A 17,054-nucleotide genomic window follows, 5' to 3' on the forward strand; every position below is an offset into this window, starting at 1 on the left:
TCACTCTGTTCTTGAATGCAGACGGGCGCCGGCGATCAGGCGTTTTGTTGTTCGATAAAACGCTTCATATGAAAGATACCAAACACAAAAATCTGCAGCGCATCAGCAACCGGGTTGCTGCTGCGTTGTTTCAGCGACAGCCAGAAATACGCCACTTCCAGCACATGAATAACGGCCACCGCCAGACCAACCTGAGGCAACAATCCTAACCAGCCTTGCCAGCCCTGAACCTGAGCCATAACAACCAGCAGCCAGAACACCACGGTGGCGGCTTTATTGAGTGCGATAAACATAATGAAATACCTTGATTAACAGCGTGTAAGATCACGCCCGCAGGCGCCATGGTCGCAGCTTGCCGCAGGCACCACAAGCTGCACAGGTGGAATCGCGACAACCGCCATCTGCGGGCTGCCGACGGTAGCTGATGCAGCGCAAGACATTCGTCCGGGCAACCGCTAAAATGGCGGCAATTTTCATTTTGTCCGTTCTGTGAACAGCGCAGGCGGCCGATCAGTCAGAGAAGGTCGACATGTCAGACAACAAAACCCACTTTGGTTATCAGACCGTAGACAGCGACAAGAAACAGGAAATGGTGGCCGATGTTTTCCATTCGGTAGCCGCCAAATACGATGTCATGAACGACCTGATGTCGTTTGGTATTCATCGCCTGTGGAAACGTTTCACCATCGATATGAGTGGTGTACGCCCGGGCGACAAAGTGCTCGACCTGGCAGGCGGCACCGGTGACCTGACCAAAAAATTCGCCAAAATTGTCGGCCCGTCCGGCGGTGTGGTATTGGCGGATATCAACTCATCGATGCTTAACGTCGGCCGCGACCGGCTGACCGATCAGGGGTATGTTGGCAATATCGAATACGTCCAGGCGAATGCCGAATGCCTGCCCTTCGAAGACAACAGCTTTGATGTCATCACCATCGCTTTTGGTCTGCGCAACGTCACCGATAAAGACAAAGCGTTACGCTCTATGGCGCGGGTGCTTAAACCCGGCGGCCGCTTACTGGTGCTGGAATTCTCCAAACCCACCAACCCGCTGATGAGCAAGGCTTACGATTTGTATTCATTTACCGCGTTGCCATTTATGGGCAAGCTGGTGACCAACGACGCCGACAGCTACAAATACCTGGCCGAATCCATCCGTATGCACCCGGATCAGGAAACCCTGAAAAGCATGATGGAAAACGCAGGCCTGGTGCGTTGCAGCTTCCATAACATGACCAGTGGCGTGGTGGCCTTACACCGCGGCATCAAACCCTGAGATGGCGTTGCTGCAAGCGCTGGCCAGCCAACTGGCCAACCATGCCACCCTGTCGCACAGTCTGCTGATTCCGCTGGAAGCCAGTGTTAATCAGTTACTGAAGCAGGATCCGGTGGCGCTACAACACATCGCAGCGGAAGCCGGGCGGCTGGTCTGCATCGAAGTGAACGATATTCAGCCACTGTATATTCGGCTGCTCAATCAGGGCGTGGCCTTCAGCTTCCGTAACGAAGCCCGGCCCGACGTCATCATGCGTGGTTCGCTGGCCGATTTTAAAGCGCTGGCCAGAGCCGGCGATAAAGCCAATCAACTGATCAACAGCGCCATCGATATGGACGGCGATAGTGAGCTGTCGATTCGCCTGACCCGACTGGTGCAGCAGCTTGATATCGATTGGGAAGCCCTGATTCAGCCACTCACCGGCAGCCTGCTAGCACATCAGCTGGGGAAAAGCGTTCGTGGTTTATTTCGCTGGGGTAAGTCCAGCGCCTCCACTTACCGCGTTGCCGCCAAAGACTACCTTGAAGACGAAGCGCAGCTGGTAACGCCACAACCATTACTTGATCAGTTTGCCGATGAGGTTGATGAGCTGCGCTTTGCCAGCGACCGACTACAGGCCCGCCTGGATCAGCTGCAGGCCCGGCAACAGGCCAGCGACGACCCTCAACACTAAACCCGTTATTCAGGAATTCCTTTATGGCCAACCTCTGGCGCCTGTGGAAAATTCTTTTTATCTTCACCCGCTACCGCCTGGATAGCCTGGTGCCGGTCGAACAGTTACCGCTGTCGTTGCGTATTGCTCTGTGGCTCGCTCCCTGGCGCCTGAATCCGGTACCCGGCAAACTCAGCCGCGGTGCACGTTTACGTCTGGCGCTGGAAGCACTGGGCCCCATCTTTGTGAAATTCGGCCAGATTCTGTCGACCCGGCCGGATCTGGTACCGGACGATATCGTCGCCGAATTGCGCCGCCTGCAGGACGATGTACCACCGTTCGACAGCGACACAGCGATCGCTCTGATCGAAGATCAGCTGGGCCAGAAAATCGAACAGTTATTCTCCGAATTCTCCGCCAAGCCACTGGCGTCGGCTTCCATCGCTCAGGTGCATGCCGCCCGCCTGCCACAGGACAGTGAACATGGTGACCAGGAAGTGGTGGTCAAAGTGGTACGTCCGGGGATCGAACACACCATCGAACGCGATCTGCAGTTACTCGAATTTATGGCCCGGCTGCTGGTGAAATATTCCGCCGAAGGGCGCCGCCTGAAGCCGCTGGAAGTGGTGGAAGACTACCGCCATACCATTTATGGCGAGCTGAACCTGCAGATTGAAGCCTCCAACGCCACCCAGCTGAAGCGCAACTTTGCCGACTCTGAACTGCTGTATATGCCGGAAGTGTATTGGGAATATTGCCGCAATAAAGTCATGGTAAGCGAGCGGATTTATGGCATACCGGTAGCTGATGTGGGTCAGCTGCAGGCGCAGAATACCAACATGAAGCTGCTTGCCGAACGGGGTGTGGAAATCTTTTTTACCCAGGTATTCCGCGACAGCTTTTTCCATGCCGATATGCATCCGGGCAATATCTTTGTCGCCCGGCATAACCCGCAACAACCACAATACATCGCCATCGACTGCGGTATTGTCGGCAGTCTGACGGAAGAAGATCAGCACTACCTGGCGATGAACCTGCTGGCCTTTTTTAATCAGGATTACCATCAGGTTGCACAACTGCATATCGACTCCGGCTGGGTGCCCCCAAGCACCAAGGTGCATGAATTTGCTGCCGCTATCCGCAGCGTGTGTGAACCTATCTTTGATAAACCGCTGGCCGAGATTTCCTTTGGCCAGGTGTTGATCCAGCTGTTCAGCACCGCCCGGCGTTTTAATATGGAAGTCCAGCCACAACTGGTACTGCTGCAGAAAACCCTGCTCAACATCGAAGGCCTGGGGCGCCAGCTGTATCCACAACTCGATTTATGGAGTACCGCCAAACCCTATCTGGAAGGCTGGATGCGCGACCGCTTTGGTCCGAAGGCGGCTTACAAAGAATTAAAGCGGCAACTGCCGGGCTGGATCGAAAAAGCCCCGCAGATCCCCGGTTTGGTACATGGTGCGTTATCGCGCCTGAACCACATGGACGAAAACCAGCAGGCATTGCACAACGAGTTGCTGCAACTGCGTGAAACCCTGCACCAGCAACGTAATCAGAAGCGCCATCAGACGCTGGGCACCCTGACTCTGGTCAGCGGTTTGTTCAGTTGGTGGCAGGCCTTCACACTCGGCATCCCGGAAGTGGCCGGCCTGGCAATCGCCGCCAGTGGCATCATCTGGTTGTTGCTGAAGGCCTGACGACAGGTCGGGCATAGCAGGCATAGTACCCGGCATTACCCGGCCGGGGTTATCTATTAACGGCTGTCCGTTGCCACGCCCACAAGGCCGCAGCAACCACAGCCCGCCGTGACGGTGTATCACCACCACGGCACCAACGATTGTATCAGGAGCCAGTTATGGCCAACTCTGCAACAGCCGTGGCTGACAGCCGCGGTGGTTTTACTTCCCGTACCGGTTTTATTCTTGCTGCCGCCGGGTCTGCCATTGGTTTAGGCAATATCTGGGGTTTCCCAACCCAGGCGGCTGAAAACGGTGGCGGTGCTTTTCTGCTGATTTACCTGCTGATGGTGTTTGTACTGGCCTACCCGATGTTAGTCGCCGAACTGACCATTGGCCGGTTATCCCAACAAAATCCGATCAGTGCGTTACGCAATCTGGCCTCCGGTACGCTCGGCAAACGTTTTGCCAGCCTCGGCGGTGTATTAGGCGTGTGTGCCTTATCGCTGATTCTCAGCTTTTACGCCATTGTGGCCGGCTGGTTGGTGGCTTATATGCTGGCACCGGTATTCCAGTTACTCGGCCTGGAGGGATTGGCCAGCTGGTTTACCGAGTTTTCCGTCAGCCGCAACCTGCTGATGATGCTGGTGATTATGTTGCTTACCATTTTTGTTGTGCGTGATGGTGTCAGCGCCGGTATCGAGCGTTGGTCAAAACGGTTGATGCCAACTCTGCTGGCGTTGCTGGTATTACTGGCGATTTATATCCTCGGTCAGCCCGGTGCCATGGACGGTCTGCGCATGTATCTGTTGCCGGATTTCAGCCAGCTGTCGCCGCAAATGCTGGTCAGTGCCATGGGGCAGGCCTTCTTTTCGTTGTCGCTGGGGGTCACCGGCATGATGGTGTACGGCAGCTATCTCTCAAAGCAGGAGAACCTGCCGGCCACCGCCGCCGTGGTCGCCGGACTGGATACCTTTGTCGCCTTTCTCGCCGGCTTGCTGATTATCCCGGCGATGTTTGTCGCCCAGCAAAACGGAGTCACTATTTATGCCGAAGATGGCAGCCTGCTGTCCTCTGACACCCTGGTGTTTACTGTTCTGCCGGCCATGTTCGACACCATGGGCGCTGCCGGCCCCTTTATCGCCATCGGCTTTTTTGCGCTGTTAACCATCGCCGCCATCACCTCCACCATTTCCATGCTGGAGTCACCGGTGAACATGGCCTGTGAACAGTTTAATCAGCCGCGGCGTAAAATGAGCTGGCTCACCGGCGCCGTGATCACACTGATTTCGGCACTGATTATTCTTAACTTTAAAGCGTTGTTCGGGCTGGTGATTACCGCCACCACGGTATATGCCCAGCCGCTGCTGGCGATGTTATACAGCCTGTTGCTGATGTGGGTACTGAAACGCGACCGGCTGCTGAAAGAGCTGCAACAGGGTAACCCGCAGCTGGAGCAAACACTGTTCTGGAAAATCTGGCCGGCGTACGTCAAGTTCATTTGCCCGCTGATGATACTGTTGGTATTCATCAACTGAGTCAGCGCGTGCCAACTTCCGCTACGGCGTGCCATGGGTTATCCTGCTTCGCCTGAATTTTTATCTGCCGGCGCAGCCGCCGGCAGTCCATTGTTGTAACAGAGATCAACATGAGCAACTGGTTAGATGCCGTAAAATGGGATACCGATGGCCTGGTGCCGGCGATCGCCCAGGATCATAAAAGCGGTCGTATCCTGATGATGGCCTGGATGAACCGCGAAGCGCTGGAGCTGACGGCCAGAGAAAAACGCGCCATTTATTATTCCCGCTCGCGTCAGAAATTATGGCGCAAAGGTGAAGAATCCGGCCATGTACAACAGTTGCACGAACTGCGCCTCGACTGCGACGCCGATGTGATTGTTATGCAGGTCGAACAGATCGGCGGCATCGCCTGTCATACCGGCCGCGAAAGCTGCTTTTATCAGGTGTACCAGGACGGCAACTGGGTTGCGGTTGACCCGGTGCTGAAAGATCCGACAGACATTTATTGAGTGCGCTCCGAGCAGCGTTTACATTCACAGAATTAACGAAACTGAAACAGCTATGAGCGATATTCTCTCGGCTTTGGGTGACATCCTGGAAGAGCGCAAAGGCGCCGCCAAAGATTCCTCTTACGTAGCCAGCCTGTACCATAAAGGCCTGAACAAGATTCTGGAAAAGGTCGGCGAAGAAGCCACCGAAACCATTCTGGCGGCTAAAGATGCAGAAACCAGTGGTGATAATCAGGACGTTATCTACGAGACCGCTGATTTATGGTTTCATAGCCTGGTCGCGCTGGCCAAGCTGGGCGAACGTCCGGAAGCTGTGATCAACGAGCTGGCACGCCGCTTTGATATGTCCGGCCTGGAAGAAAAAGCCTCACGGACCCCGAAAGACTGAACACACAGGTAGCGTTATGACTGACCATGCCGATTGCTTATTCTGTAAACTGGTTGCCGGCGATATTCCCGCCAACGTGGTGTATGAAGACGACCAGTTGCTGGCATTCCATGATATCGCCCCGAAAGCCGACACCCATCTGCTGGTGATTCCCAAGCGTCATATCGTTAACCTGAACGACCTCAGCGCTAGCGACGCAGAGCTGATGTCGCACCTGATGTTAACCATCCCGACCATCGCCAGGCAGCAGCAACTGACTGGCTTCCGCACCATCACCAATACCGGTGCCGAAGGTGGCCAGGAAGTATTTCATATGCATTTTCATATTCTCGGCGGCGCTCAGCTGCCGGGGTTTTAAGCGGACTTTTAACACTCGTAACGAGTACAACAATAAAGAGGTAAACCCATGCTTAGTGGTATCAGCATCTGGCAACTGTTAATTGTACTGGCCATTGTCATCATGATTTTCGGCACCAAAAAACTGCGTTCACTGGGTGGCGACTTAGGCGGCGCGGTAAAAGGCTTCAAAAAAGCCATGAATGAAGACCCGGCCGACAAAAAAGACGAAGAAGCCAAAAACCTGACCCACGAAAAAGGCGACGAGCTGGAAAAAGACGCCGATTTCGCAGAAAAAGACGCTAAAGCGTCTGCCGACCAGAAAGACAAGCAAGATAAAGCCTGATGTTCGACATTGGTTTTCTCGAGTTAATGGTGGTCGCCGTGCTTGGCCTGCTGGTGCTGGGCCCGGAGCGTTTACCCCACGCCGCCCGCAGCCTGGGCCTGATGATTGGCAAAGTACGCCGCACCATGAGCAATATTCAGGACGACCTGGAGCGCCATGCGCGAACCGAAGAGCTGCGGGAAAAACTGAAAGACCCGTACGCCACCTTCCTCGATGACGACGAACAGAAACAAGTAGCCAACAGCGCCGCCGAACCTGACAGCAAACAGGACACGGCAGCGCCTTCTGATGAATCCAAACCCTCATGACTGATCAGGCACAACCTTTAGTTTCTCACCTGGTGGAACTGCGTAACCGGCTGCTGAAAAGCGTACTGGTGGTATTAGCGCTGTTCCTTGGCATGTTTTATTTTGCCAACGATCTGTATCTGATTATGGTGGAGCCGCTATCAACCTTATTGCCCGACAGCGGCAATATGATTGCTACCGGTGTCGCGTCGCCATTTCTGGTACCGTTTAAAATGACGCTGGTGCTGGCCGTTCTGCTGGCGGTTCCTTTTATTCTGTTTCAGATCTGGTCGTTTATTGCGCCCGGCCTGTATCAACACGAAAAGAAATTCGGCATCCCGCTGCTGATCTCCAGTGTTTTGTTATTTTATGCCGGTATCGCCTTTGCGTATTTTGTTGTATTGCCGCTGGTATTTGCCTTTTTCACCGCTGCCGGTCCGGAAGGCATTTCCTTTCTGCCGGATATTTCCAATATCCTTAACTTCATCCTGAAGATCTTTTTTGCCTTCGGCATCGCCTTTGAAATTCCCATCGCCACTTTCCTGATGGTGTTAACCGGCATCACCTCAGTGCAGTCGCTGACGGCCAAACGTCCGTATATTTTCCTCGGCTGTTTTGTCGTCGGCATGCTGGTCACACCACCGGATGTGATTTCTCAGACGGTACTGGCATTACCTATGTATTCCCTGTTTGAAATCGGTGTATTGTTTTCGCGCATGATTAAACGCCGCGATGAAGACAGCGACGAAAATAACGACGACGAAGAAAACTCCATCGCCGGTTAATTCCGCCTTCGGTTAACCCCGCCTGACAGGGCCAGTCAGAGGCTGGCCCCGCCATTCTGTTAGATGCTTCCGGAAATACGCCACCATCGTGGTATGCTGGCTAATCGACGGAACGATCAATAACGGAAACTTTATGAAATTGCTCGCACAACTGGCCACTACGTTCTTATTACTGTTCTGGCCTATGGTGATGATGATGTCACCCATGATGTTTGATGCCCCTGGCTCAGAAAACAAACGTTCGGTGGTATTTCAGGCACTGCTGTTTCTCAGTTACCCGATCCCCCTGTGTGCCTTATTCTGGTTATTTGGCTCTGATCTGTTTGGCATCTCCGGCCGCACTCTGACCCTCAGCGCCAGCGCTATTGTGATCACCGCCATGATTGTATTCGGTTATCCACAACTGCTCAGCAACAGCCTGAAAGGCATCGCCAACAGCGGTTATTCGGTTGCTGAAAACACGGTGTATTACAACGCACAAGCCATTCCGGGAGCTCAGGCAGACAGCTTTGAAACTCTCCAAAGTGGCTACTTCCGTGACCGCTACGCACGCGACAGCGAGCGGGTGTATTTTGCCGGCCAGGAGTTAGCCGGAGCGGATCCGGCCAGTTTCCACTATCTGGAAGCATTGGGTGATGAATACTGGGCTGACAATCAGCGGGTGTACCTGACGGGTATCCCGCTTGAAGGTGCTTTACCGCAACACTTCAGTCTGTTTCCCGACGCCTGGGGCCACCCGAGCAGTTACGGAGTGTCGCATAACCCGGACGGCGCCCGGGTGTACTTCCAGCAGCATCACCTGCCCGATGCCGATGCCGACAGCTTCACCGTGCTGAATGATTACACCGCAAAAGATGCCCGGCATATTTTTTACCACGAAACCCTGGTGCTGCCCGAAGCCGACAGCGCCAGCTTTGAGCTGATCGAAGACGTTGATCATTACGGCAAAGATAACAACGCCGTATACGATATGTTGTATCAGCACAGCGGCGTGATTGAAGGTGCTGACCCGGCGACCTTACAGGTATTAGGCCGTGGTTATCTGCGCGATCAGAATCACATTTATTTCCGCAGCAATTATCAGCCAACAGAAATTCTGGCCGGGGCCGATGCCGCCAGTTTTGAATACACCAACTGGGATGAAGCCACACAATCGGATGCGCGCGACAAGCATGGCTATTTTCTTCATGGAGAACGGCTGGAGCAAGCAGAGCGGTAAATCTGCCTGAGAATCTGCGGAGCGCAGATTCTCAGGCGCTCTGTAAGAAGAATAGGCGAGCTTTCACAATACAAAAAAGGCCTTGAGATATTCAGAAACGAATACGATAATACAAAACAAATGGATTGGGGGTTCCCGGTCGGCGTCAAGGCTCTGGTGGATTCACCGGGGCCTTTCGCTTTTCAGGGCTCTGGAAAACGCTTCAGGCCCCAGTCTTCGTAGTCATTCCCGACGCAACTACGGCCACCTTCGCAGAAAAACTTCACCTTCAGAATATCGAACGCACGGTTCTCCTGAGCCGGATTCAGCACATGACGTCCTATTGGTCTGGCAACCAGATCCGCCAGCTGCAGCCCAGCCGAGTTAGAGGCCTTACTGGCCATACGCAGTTTAAAAGGTAAATCCTGGCGGAAGCGGTTTTCACCGTCGCAAATGCGTCGAAACTCCAGTTCAAGGTCGTTATCTTCTTTTTTCCCGCGCCTTTCGACCACAACATGAGTTTCGAGATCCTGCTGACCTTTCTCTGATACCAGCTGATACAGAGACTCCAGACAATAGCGCAGGGCGATATGATAAGAATTACTCTCGGCATCGGACTCGCGAATGCGACTTTTATCAATCACACAACTGATCAGGATGAAGTTGCTGTCATCGATAATATTGGTTAGTCGGCCTAAGAAACCTTCTTTCAACTCCTTACTTGCCAGTGCCGCAAAATCACCTTTCTGCTTACGAATTTCATGCTCATGCAGAATAACCAGATCGTGACCAAAGAAGTCGAATTTGAGCTCCTGCAATGCAGGAACCACCTTGTTGCTGTAATGGTTTTTATAGAATACGCAGAATGCCAGCACGAACACAGGGTAGTTCTGATCGATACTTTGCAGGCTGTGGTCACCACTCTCATCGACATACACGATAAAATCGCTGAAATTTTCAGGTAACTCAACACCCGGAATCTGAAGGTTCAGTTCGCGTTGTTTAGACATGGCCGATACCAAAGATAGTTGGTGCCATCACACAGCGCTGTCTCATCATGCTGTTCAAGAAAGTGGAAGTTACTGCTTGCCATTGAATGACGCCATCCTAGCAATATAAATGGCTCAAAATGCCGATTACTTTTAAATGTGTCAATTACCAGCTATTCAACAGCTAACTTTCCTGGCAATGAATCATTTTATTTAACAGAGCGTGAGCCTTCTGGCGTTACCCTGTCGCCAGGCGGGCTTTAAGCTCAGCCGATAATTGCGGTGGCCCGGGTTGTTGCGGCAGATCATCATTGATGTCGTACCAGTCGGGTTTGGCACTGACCCACACGTGTTGCTGCGGCTGGAACAACGCAGCATCATCCAGCAACACGGCCGGAACGGCGAGGATGTTTTTCAGCACATACAGCTTGGTATACAGCGTCGAGCCACAGCGGCTGCAACGTTGATGCTCGATCGGCGCGCCAGAGCCGCCACTTTCGCGATAGCTGTGTGTTTCACCCTGCAGCGTAAAATCCTTCTCATCCATCATCATAAAGGCGGTGGCGTTAGCGCTGGAGCGTTGGCGGCAGGCCTGGCAGTGACAATAACCGGCAAACAAAGGCGGATGAGAAGCCTGAAAGCGGCACTGGCCGCAGCGGCATCCGCCGCTGAAATTTGCGGCTGTCATAACTGCGCCCGGGTAACCCGCAGGAAGGTTTCCTGCAACACCCGCACATCATTGGCGGCACGATGACGCCCGATATCCATCTCCTGCCAGAGATCTTTTTTGGTATCGTGCCAGGCTTCCATCTGCTGCTGCGACAACAGCTTGTTAACCGTTTCGATGCGGAAGCGTTGTACCAGTTCGGCTTCATCAAAGAGTCGCCCGATCCAGGACGAGTCAAAACTCCAGGCGTCGGAGTAGAGGGTTTTACCACGCAGCAGCTCGTTCATTTTCAGCGCAATTTCACGCGGACTGAGGCCATCATCTTCCAGTTGCTGACGGCTGATACCGTGGATTTTTTCGGCGTCATCACTCCAGTGAGTCCAGCCCGGGGCAGGCTTAATCAGAAAGCTGTGAATCTGACGATCTTCCAGCGCAAAGCCGACTTCGATCGGGTAGCTGCCACGGCCGAAACCTGAGGCTTCCAGATCAATGATGGCCGGCGGCTGAATATCTTCGCTGTGCTGCTGTCTGTTTTCCACCCTGATTACCAAGTATCCGTTGCTGAGTGTGTTCCGGGTTCAACGAGCTTAAGTCTAATCTGTGTTGCCTTACGAAACTATGAAGGAAGCAACAAATTACCGCCAATCACACTAAAACTTCGACAAAGGTGCCACCCGCATCACTTCACTGACGGTGGTCAGCCCGGCGGCAACTTTATGAGCACCACTGAGGCGCAGGCTGTGCATACCTTCTTTCATCGCTGCCTGCCGTAATTTGCTGTGGTCTGTGGTATCAGTGATCAGGTTTTCCAGCGTGTTGCTCATCGGCATCACTTCGTAAATTCCCATCCGCCCCAGATACCCGGTGCCGCGGCATTCGAGGCAACCTTTGGCCTGGTAAATTTTTTCCGGCGCTTTGACCAGCCAGGGCGAGGTCAGTTGCTTCCAGTCTTTTTCATCCGCGGCCTGAGGTTCTTTGCAATGTGGACATAAGGTCCGCACCAGACGTTGCGCCATCACCCCCAGTACCGACGATTTAATCAGATAGGCCGGTAACCCCAGCTCCTGCAGCCGGGTAAAGGCCGACGGCGCATCATTGGTATGTAAAGTCGACAATACCAGGTGGCCGGTTAACGCCGCCTGTACCGCAATTTCGGCGGTTTCCAGGTCACGCACCTCACCCACCATGATGATGTCCGGGTCCTGCCGTAATAATGCCCGCACGCCATCGGCAAAAGCCAGGTCAATCGCCGGGTTAACCTGCATCTGGTTAAATGACCCTTCCACCATTTCGATCGGGTCTTCGATGGTGGAAACATTCACTTCCGGCGTCGCCAGCGTTTTTAACGTGGTGTACAGGGTGGTGGTTTTACCGGAACCGGTTGGCCCGGTAACAAACACGATGCCGTGGTTATTGGTGGTCATCTGATCCCAGCGGCGTTTATCTTCTTTGCTGAACCCCAGGTCGGCAAAACTGCGTACCAGCACCGACGGATCAAATACCCGCATTACCAGCTTTTCGCCAAACGCGGTGGGCAAGGTCGATAACCGCAGCTCCACTTCTTCTCCGCCGGGTGTTTTGGTTTTTAAGCGGCTGTCCTGCGGCCGGCGCTTTTCGGCAATGTTCATCCGTCCGAGGGATTTAATCCGCGCCACGACCGCCTGCGATACCTGAGCCGGCAGCTCGTACACATTGTGCAACACGCCGTCGATGCGGAAACGCACATGGCCAACTTCACGGCGCGGCTCGATATGAATATCACTGGCGCGCTGGTCAAAAGCGTACTGCAGCAACCAGTCGACGATATTAACGATATGTTCGTCATTGGCGTCCGGTGCTTTGGCTTTACCCAGCTCCAGCATGGATTCCAGGTTCTGCACCGAACTGATGCCGGTATGTGCCTGGCCGGCGCGGTTAACCGAGTTCGCCAGCTGATAAAACTCAACCCGGAAACGGTCGATATCCGCTGGCGCCGCCAGTACCCGTTTCACCATCCGTCGGGTGGTGTGTTCCAGATCGGGCATCCAGCCACTGACGAAAGGTTCTGCACTGGCAACCGTCACTTCATCTTTGCTGACCTTAACCGCGAGAATATTGTGCCGCTCAGAAAAGGCGTACGACATCTGTGCCGTTACCGCACTGACGTCGATTTCCAGAGGATCAATGGTGACGTGTTCCAGCTTATTACGTTGTGCCAGCCAGGCCACCAGCGTCTCTTCACTGAGGGTTTTACCGCTGCGCGCATCGGTGAAATTCTGACGCGCCAGCACCGTCAGCGGATGCAGGTTTTCTTCACCTTTGTTGCGGCGAATGCTCAGACCCTGTTGGTAATCCGCATCGGCCAGTACACCATCGCGGCGTAAATCTTCCAGCAAGGTGGTTAATGCCAGATGGCGTTCGGCCTGGGCCTGAATCATGAGTTATCTTCCTTAATCCGCAACAAACACGGTAAACGATTATTTTTCGCTGTGGCGCAGGCTGCTGTTCAGTTCCAGCCAGCGGCCCCAGAGTTCGTAAGGCAACTCCTGCTGCAACTGCCCGATCTGTTCAGCACTGAGCAACTGCGGCTGAGCTATCAGACTTTGTATCAGAGATTGGCCGTTAAGCATATCAGACAGTAAGCGCCGCTCACGCGGGTATGACGCCGCTGCGGTAGCGCTGTAAAGCTGTGCCCGCAACTGATGCAGATGTTGCAACCGCGAGACCTGCGACTGCAGCTCAGCCCACTGATTCACATGCCAGTGTTCGTGTGGACTGGCCAGCGCCTGCTGCACTTCTTTCCAGCACCGGTGCTGATAATGACTCAGGGTTTCACCACTCACGCCAACACCGTTCGCGGCCTGGGCGCTCAGTTGCGGCAGCTGTTGATAACCCCACTGCGCCAGCTGTAATAACGCCTGGCCCAGGCAGGCATCATCACGTAACTGTTGCGCCAGCTGTAACCAGCGTGGCCGGATTGTGCCATCGTTAAAGAAACGACTGGCGGTGGTTAACGCCGACAACGCCTCCAGCCCGGGCTGCATCTGATCGAGTGCCTCACGCATGGCTTTGGTTTGTTTACGTTTGATAATTTTGCCGCACCATTGCGGTAAATGACGCAACGTCAGCCAGTGTTGCCAGCAGACCAGCGCGGCCTCGGAATCGTGCTGCCATAAGGTTTTTTCCAGCGCCCGCTGAAATAACACCAGTTGCTGCTGCAACCAGAGCGGCACCACCTGCGCCAGTGCCATGGTGTCGCTGAAAGGTGACTGGCTGGCCGCCCACTGCACCTCTTTTTCTGCCAGCTGATAACCGCGCTCGGCTTTACTGGTATCGCTCAGCCACAACGGCGTATGTGCTGCCAGCTGTTGTGCCATCTGCCACAGACCCGCAGCATCACCGTCGAGCAATTCCAGCTCCAGCTCACATAACGGCTCACTTTTGTCACCGGCCAGTACCTCACCCAGATCGATCACGACCTCAGCCGCAGTACGCTGACCATCCTGCTCCAGCGTCCAGCGCCAGGCACGGCGGTTGAAGTTAGTGGCGAAGATCACCTGTAACTGCTCAACCTCAACGCCGCCCGGCCAGCAGGCCTGTACGTCATCGTTGCGCAATACACCGGCGTCCAGCTCATCACCCTCAAGCGGCCAGTTCCATTCCCGCCGCTGATGCAGGCCAGCGGTTGAGGTACCAGCCGTCTTTAACGTCTGCTCAAAGCCGTCACCCCGGCGGCGAATGCGCAATGCCGCACGCGCACGCGATAACGCCTGATCCGGGGTATCGTAATAACGATTGACCAGCAACTGCGGATCAACCGCTTCTGCGTGTTGATTAAGGAAAGACACCAGTGGATGATTCTGGTCGTTGAGATTGTGCGGGCTGAGCCGCAACTTAAGTTCGATTTCTGTAGTCATGGCGGTATTGTTAGCGGCACAACACGGTTTCGCAAGACACGCGTGGCAATATTTTTATCGCCGCGCCCGCCAGCAGCGCCATTGTACAGGCCTGCGAACGCCTCACCGGCGCCAGCGCAGAAGCGCTGGCATTCGCGACCGCAGCGCCGTTTTTACAGAATCTCGGCATCGAAACCCTGGTATTATGGCCGGGCAATATCAACCAGGCTCACCAGGTGGATGAATATCTGGCTGTCGATCAGATTCGTCCGGGGATCGATTTAATCCGCCAGCTGATTAACGAGTTTTGTCTGCAGTGATAAACTGGTCAGATCCATCACAGTGAAGCCGGAATCATGAGCGCCGATCAACCCGCCAGCGCGGACCACAACAAGCCGTTAAACAACAGCGACTACGTTAAGTGGTTCCGCCATTCGTCGCCGTATATTAACGCTCACCGCGGCAAAACCTTCGTTATCATGTTTGAAGGCGACGCGATTGCTGACGCCAACTTCACCAATGTGATCCAGGATATCGCTCTGCTCAACAGCCTCGGTGTACAGCTGGTACTGGTTCACGGTGCCCGGCCACAAATTGACGCCACACTTAAAACCCTGTCGATCCGCAGCGACTTTTTTCAGGGTTTCCGGATCACGGACGGCGCAGCACTGAACGCCGTCAAAGCGGCGGTTGGTATGGTGAAATCGGATATCGAGTCACGCCTGTCGGTCGGCACTCCGGGCTCGTCGATGCACGGTGCCCGCATCCGGGTGGTCAGCGGTAATTTTGTCACCGCCAAACCCAAAGGGGTGATTAACGGCGTTGATTTTCAGCACACCGGTGAGGTGCGGCGCATCGAACACCAGGCCATCCGCGAGTTATTACAGCAACGTAATATCGTGTTGTTATCCTGTGCCGGTTATTCCCCCAGTGGTGAAATGTTTAACCTCACGGTCGAAGACGTGGCACAACAGGCGGCCATCAGCCTGCGCGCCGATAAGCTGCTGATCCTGGGTAAAGATGCCGGCCTGACCGACGCCGCCGGCAACACCATTCAGCAACTGACCAGCACCCAGCTGCAGGACTGCCTGCACGATTTTCACGGCGAAGCGTTATACCATGCCGAAGCCGCCCTTAATGCCGTGCGTCAGGGTGTGCCCCGGGCACAGCTGCTGAGTTATGCCGAAGACGGCGCCTTGTTACAGGAACTGTTTACCCGCGAAGGTAAAGGCACCTTAATCAGCCAGGAAGCCTACGACCAGTTACGTGCAGCAACCATCGATGACGTCGGTGGCATTCTGCAGTTGTTAAAACCGCTGGAAGATCAGGGCATTCTGGTACGTCGCTCGCGCGAGCTGCTGGAAACCGAAATTCAGCGCTTTTATGTCATTGAGCGCGACGGCTTAATTACCGCCTGCGCCGCCTTATATCCGTATACCGACAAACAGGCTGAACTGGCCTGCGTCGCAGTACACAGCGATTATCGTGGCAGTAACCGCGGTCAGCGGCTGCTGGAACAGATCGAACAACAGGCCCGGCAGCGGCATTATCAGCAATTGTTTGTGTTAACCACCCGTACCGCTCACTGGTTTGTCGAACAGGGATTTGTCGCCGGAGAAGTGTCGGCCTTACCGCTGGAAAAACAACAGGCCTACAACCTGCAACGTAATTCCAAAGTGTTTTTTAAAACTCTGTGAGCTGTCCGGCGTGACAACCTATTTATTACCCGATTGCCATCCGTTCGGCCATGAGATTCATCGCAGCTTCGATGAGTTCGGACCGCTACAGGTATTCGACGACGGCAATAAACGTTACCTCAGTTTCGGCACCGCCGATGAACAAAGCTGCCAGCTGAAACAACAGCCATTGCAGCTGCAACACGATTATCTGCGGGCCATGCTGGCAGTGACCTGTCAGCTGCCGGGCGCAGAACTTCAGCCGGGGCACGCCACGGTACTGGGGTTAGGTGGTGGTTTGTTAGCCGCCAAGTTATGGCAGTTATTACCCGCCTGGCAGATACAGGCGGTGGAGTTGCGCCCGGCGGTGGTCCGCATTGCGCGCCAGTATTTTGCCCTGCCACGTGATACCCGGCTGCAGGTCGAGGTGGACAGCGCCCAACACTTTGTTAATCAGGCCGTCGCCCGCCAGCAAAGTACCGGGTTATTATTTTCCGATTTATATCTGGCCGATGGCCTGAGTGCAGAGCAGCAGCAACAGGAGTTTCTGCAGCAATGTGGCCGTTATGTCAGCGACGATGGCTGGCTGGTATTAAATCTGTGGAAAGAACACAAAGCAGAGGGCCATATTCTGCAACAACTGCAGCACGACTTCAGCACTGTACTGCAGGCCACCACCCACGATGGCAACTGGCTGATCTGGGCGTCACGCCGGCCGGCCCGGGAAAAACAAGCAGCCCGCCAGCAATGCAAACAATTACAACCACAGCTCGGGTTTAACCCCTGGAGTTATGCCAAGCAGTTTTACCGTCACCGCTCGTAATAAACACAGAATCCGGCCGGACGCACCATTCGGTGTTAGTCGTAGTTACCG

At 54.4% G+C, this 17,054-nt stretch carries 20 protein-coding genes; 14 read left to right on the forward strand and 6 right to left on the reverse strand.

Annotated features, from left to right (window positions below; genetic code table 11):
• Positions 1-35: 35 nt before the first annotated feature.
• Positions 36-293, reverse strand: coding sequence for a DUF1145 domain-containing protein (locus tag ACFOMG_RS03740; protein WP_376864879.1), 258 nt, complete (start codon positions 291-293; stop codon positions 36-38).
• A 236-nt stretch (positions 294-529) separates the two neighbouring features.
• Here ACFOMG_RS03740 and ubiE point away from each other — a divergent pair, with 236 nt between their 5' ends.
• The 11 genes from ubiE (at position 530) to ACFOMG_RS03795 (ending at position 8,994) form a co-directional block, all read left to right on the forward strand.
• Positions 530-1,276 (forward strand): bifunctional demethylmenaquinone methyltransferase/2-methoxy-6-polyprenyl-1,4-benzoquinol methylase UbiE, encoded by a 747-nt coding sequence (gene ubiE / locus ACFOMG_RS03745; RefSeq protein ID WP_376864880.1) that lies wholly within the window; start codon positions 530-532, stop codon positions 1,274-1,276.
• Position 1,277: 1 nt separating this feature from the next.
• Entirely contained in the window at positions 1,278-1,949 is a 672-nt protein-coding gene (locus ACFOMG_RS03750) for a ubiquinone biosynthesis accessory factor UbiJ (RefSeq protein ID WP_376864881.1), read from the forward strand.
• A 23-nt stretch (positions 1,950-1,972) separates the two neighbouring features.
• On the forward strand, positions 1,973-3,625 hold the full coding sequence (gene ubiB / locus ACFOMG_RS03755; RefSeq protein ID WP_376864882.1) for a ubiquinone biosynthesis regulatory protein kinase UbiB: 1,653 nt from the start codon (positions 1,973-1,975) through the stop codon (positions 3,623-3,625).
• A gap of 158 nt (positions 3,626-3,783) precedes the next feature.
• Positions 3,784-5,142: a sodium-dependent transporter gene (locus ACFOMG_RS03760; protein WP_376864883.1), complete on the forward strand. Its 1,359-nt coding sequence runs from the start codon at positions 3,784-3,786 to the stop codon at positions 5,140-5,142.
• 110 nt (positions 5,143-5,252) lie between these two features.
• A complete protein-coding gene (hisI, locus tag ACFOMG_RS03765; protein ID WP_376864884.1) occupies positions 5,253-5,633 on the forward strand; it encodes a phosphoribosyl-AMP cyclohydrolase in 381 nt (126 codons plus the stop codon).
• 52 nt (positions 5,634-5,685) lie between these two features.
• Positions 5,686-6,021: a phosphoribosyl-ATP diphosphatase gene (locus ACFOMG_RS03770; RefSeq protein WP_376864885.1), complete on the forward strand. Its 336-nt coding sequence runs from the start codon at positions 5,686-5,688 to the stop codon at positions 6,019-6,021.
• Between the two features lie 16 nt (positions 6,022-6,037).
• A complete protein-coding gene (locus tag ACFOMG_RS03775; protein ID WP_376864886.1) occupies positions 6,038-6,379 on the forward strand; it encodes a histidine triad nucleotide-binding protein in 342 nt (113 codons plus the stop codon).
• A gap of 48 nt (positions 6,380-6,427) precedes the next feature.
• Positions 6,428-6,703: a twin-arginine translocase TatA/TatE family subunit gene (gene tatA, locus ACFOMG_RS03780; protein ID WP_376864887.1), complete on the forward strand. Its 276-nt coding sequence runs from the start codon at positions 6,428-6,430 to the stop codon at positions 6,701-6,703.
• Positions 6,703-7,011 carry a Sec-independent protein translocase protein TatB gene (gene tatB / locus ACFOMG_RS03785; protein WP_376864888.1) on the forward strand — a complete coding sequence of 103 codons (309 nt, stop codon included), beginning with the start codon at positions 6,703-6,705 and terminating at the stop codon, positions 7,009-7,011. The genes tatA and tatB overlap by 1 nt, the downstream gene beginning before the upstream one ends.
• The gene (tatC, locus tag ACFOMG_RS03790; protein ID WP_376864889.1) at positions 7,008-7,775 is read left to right on the forward strand and encodes a twin-arginine translocase subunit TatC; all 768 of its coding nucleotides are present in this window, start codon (positions 7,008-7,010) and stop codon (positions 7,773-7,775) included. Before tatB ends, tatC begins: the two co-directional genes overlap by 4 nt.
• Positions 7,776-7,908: 133 nt before the next feature.
• The gene (locus ACFOMG_RS03795; protein ID WP_376864890.1) at positions 7,909-8,994 is read left to right on the forward strand and encodes a DKNYY domain-containing protein; all 1,086 of its coding nucleotides are present in this window, start codon (positions 7,909-7,911) and stop codon (positions 8,992-8,994) included.
• Between the two features lie 182 nt (positions 8,995-9,176).
• Here the strand turns inward: ACFOMG_RS03795 and ACFOMG_RS03800 are convergent, their stop codons facing one another.
• The 5 genes from ACFOMG_RS03800 to ACFOMG_RS03820 all read right to left on the reverse strand — a co-directional run bounded on the left by ACFOMG_RS03800 (position 9,177) and on the right by ACFOMG_RS03820 (position 14,525).
• A complete protein-coding gene (locus tag ACFOMG_RS03800; protein ID WP_376864891.1) occupies positions 9,177-9,983 on the reverse strand; it encodes a DUF3800 domain-containing protein in 807 nt (268 codons plus the stop codon).
• A gap of 217 nt (positions 9,984-10,200) precedes the next feature.
• Positions 10,201-10,650 (reverse strand): GFA family protein, encoded by a 450-nt coding sequence (locus ACFOMG_RS03805; protein ID WP_376864892.1) that lies wholly within the window; start codon positions 10,648-10,650, stop codon positions 10,201-10,203.
• On the reverse strand, positions 10,647-11,168 hold the full coding sequence (locus ACFOMG_RS03810) for a 3'-5' exonuclease (RefSeq protein ID WP_376864893.1): 522 nt from the start codon (positions 11,166-11,168) through the stop codon (positions 10,647-10,649). The genes ACFOMG_RS03805 and ACFOMG_RS03810 overlap by 4 nt, the downstream gene beginning before the upstream one ends.
• Positions 11,169-11,279: 111 nt before the next feature.
• A complete protein-coding gene (locus ACFOMG_RS03815) occupies positions 11,280-13,046 on the reverse strand; it encodes a GspE/PulE family protein (protein WP_376864894.1) in 1,767 nt (588 codons plus the stop codon).
• Between the two features lie 39 nt (positions 13,047-13,085).
• The gene (locus tag ACFOMG_RS03820; RefSeq protein ID WP_376864895.1) at positions 13,086-14,525 is read right to left on the reverse strand and encodes a CYTH domain-containing protein; all 1,440 of its coding nucleotides are present in this window, start codon (positions 14,523-14,525) and stop codon (positions 13,086-13,088) included.
• A 56-nt stretch (positions 14,526-14,581) separates the two neighbouring features.
• Between ACFOMG_RS03820 and ACFOMG_RS03825 the strand changes: the two genes are divergently transcribed.
• Genes ACFOMG_RS03825 through ACFOMG_RS03835 form a run of 3 tightly spaced genes read left to right on the forward strand, consistent with a single transcriptional unit; the run spans position 14,582 to position 17,003 of the window.
• Positions 14,582-14,824 carry a M20/M25/M40 family metallo-hydrolase gene (locus ACFOMG_RS03825; protein ID WP_376865079.1) on the forward strand — a complete coding sequence of 81 codons (243 nt, stop codon included), beginning with the start codon at positions 14,582-14,584 and terminating at the stop codon, positions 14,822-14,824.
• A gap of 36 nt (positions 14,825-14,860) precedes the next feature.
• Positions 14,861-16,201: an amino-acid N-acetyltransferase gene (gene argA, locus ACFOMG_RS03830; protein WP_376864896.1), complete on the forward strand. Its 1,341-nt coding sequence runs from the start codon at positions 14,861-14,863 to the stop codon at positions 16,199-16,201.
• Between the two features lie 10 nt (positions 16,202-16,211).
• Positions 16,212-17,003, forward strand: coding sequence for a spermidine synthase (locus tag ACFOMG_RS03835; protein ID WP_376864897.1), 792 nt, complete (start codon positions 16,212-16,214; stop codon positions 17,001-17,003).
• Positions 17,004-17,054: the final 51 nt, after the last annotated feature.

This window comes from Bacterioplanoides pacificum, from assembly GCF_042648445.1.
Classification (GTDB): Bacteria; Pseudomonadota; Gammaproteobacteria; order Pseudomonadales; family Oceanobacteraceae; genus Bacterioplanoides; species Bacterioplanoides pacificum.

Coding starts and splice junctions, on each gene's coding strand:
- tatA (WP_376864887.1), top strand. CDS start 6,428: ATGCTTAGTGGTATCAGCATCTGGCAACTGTTAATTGTACTGGCCATT.
- tatB (WP_376864888.1), top strand. CDS start 6,703: ATGTTCGACATTGGTTTTCTCGAGTTAATGGTGGTCGCCGTGCTTGGC.
- ACFOMG_RS03775 (WP_376864886.1), top strand. CDS start 6,038: ATGACTGACCATGCCGATTGCTTATTCTGTAAACTGGTTGCCGGCGAT.
- hisI (WP_376864884.1), top strand. CDS start 5,253: ATGAGCAACTGGTTAGATGCCGTAAAATGGGATACCGATGGCCTGGTG.
- ubiB (WP_376864882.1), top strand. CDS start 1,973: ATGGCCAACCTCTGGCGCCTGTGGAAAATTCTTTTTATCTTCACCCGC.
- ACFOMG_RS03740 (WP_376864879.1), bottom strand. CDS start 293: ATGTTTATCGCACTCAATAAAGCCGCCACCGTGGTGTTCTGGCTGCTG.
- ubiE (WP_376864880.1), top strand. CDS start 530: ATGTCAGACAACAAAACCCACTTTGGTTATCAGACCGTAGACAGCGAC.
- ACFOMG_RS03795 (WP_376864890.1), top strand. CDS start 7,909: ATGAAATTGCTCGCACAACTGGCCACTACGTTCTTATTACTGTTCTGG.
- ACFOMG_RS03750 (WP_376864881.1), top strand. CDS start 1,278: ATGGCGTTGCTGCAAGCGCTGGCCAGCCAACTGGCCAACCATGCCACC.
- ACFOMG_RS03800 (WP_376864891.1), bottom strand. CDS start 9,983: ATGTCTAAACAACGCGAACTGAACCTTCAGATTCCGGGTGTTGAGTTA.
- ACFOMG_RS03770 (WP_376864885.1), top strand. CDS start 5,686: ATGAGCGATATTCTCTCGGCTTTGGGTGACATCCTGGAAGAGCGCAAA.
- ACFOMG_RS03805 (WP_376864892.1), bottom strand. CDS start 10,650: ATGACAGCCGCAAATTTCAGCGGCGGATGCCGCTGCGGCCAGTGCCGC.
- argA (WP_376864896.1), top strand. CDS start 14,861: ATGAGCGCCGATCAACCCGCCAGCGCGGACCACAACAAGCCGTTAAAC.
- ACFOMG_RS03815 (WP_376864894.1), bottom strand. CDS start 13,046: ATGATTCAGGCCCAGGCCGAACGCCATCTGGCATTAACCACCTTGCTG.
- tatC (WP_376864889.1), top strand. CDS start 7,008: ATGACTGATCAGGCACAACCTTTAGTTTCTCACCTGGTGGAACTGCGT.
- ACFOMG_RS03820 (WP_376864895.1), bottom strand. CDS start 14,525: ATGACTACAGAAATCGAACTTAAGTTGCGGCTCAGCCCGCACAATCTC.
- ACFOMG_RS03760 (WP_376864883.1), top strand. CDS start 3,784: ATGGCCAACTCTGCAACAGCCGTGGCTGACAGCCGCGGTGGTTTTACT.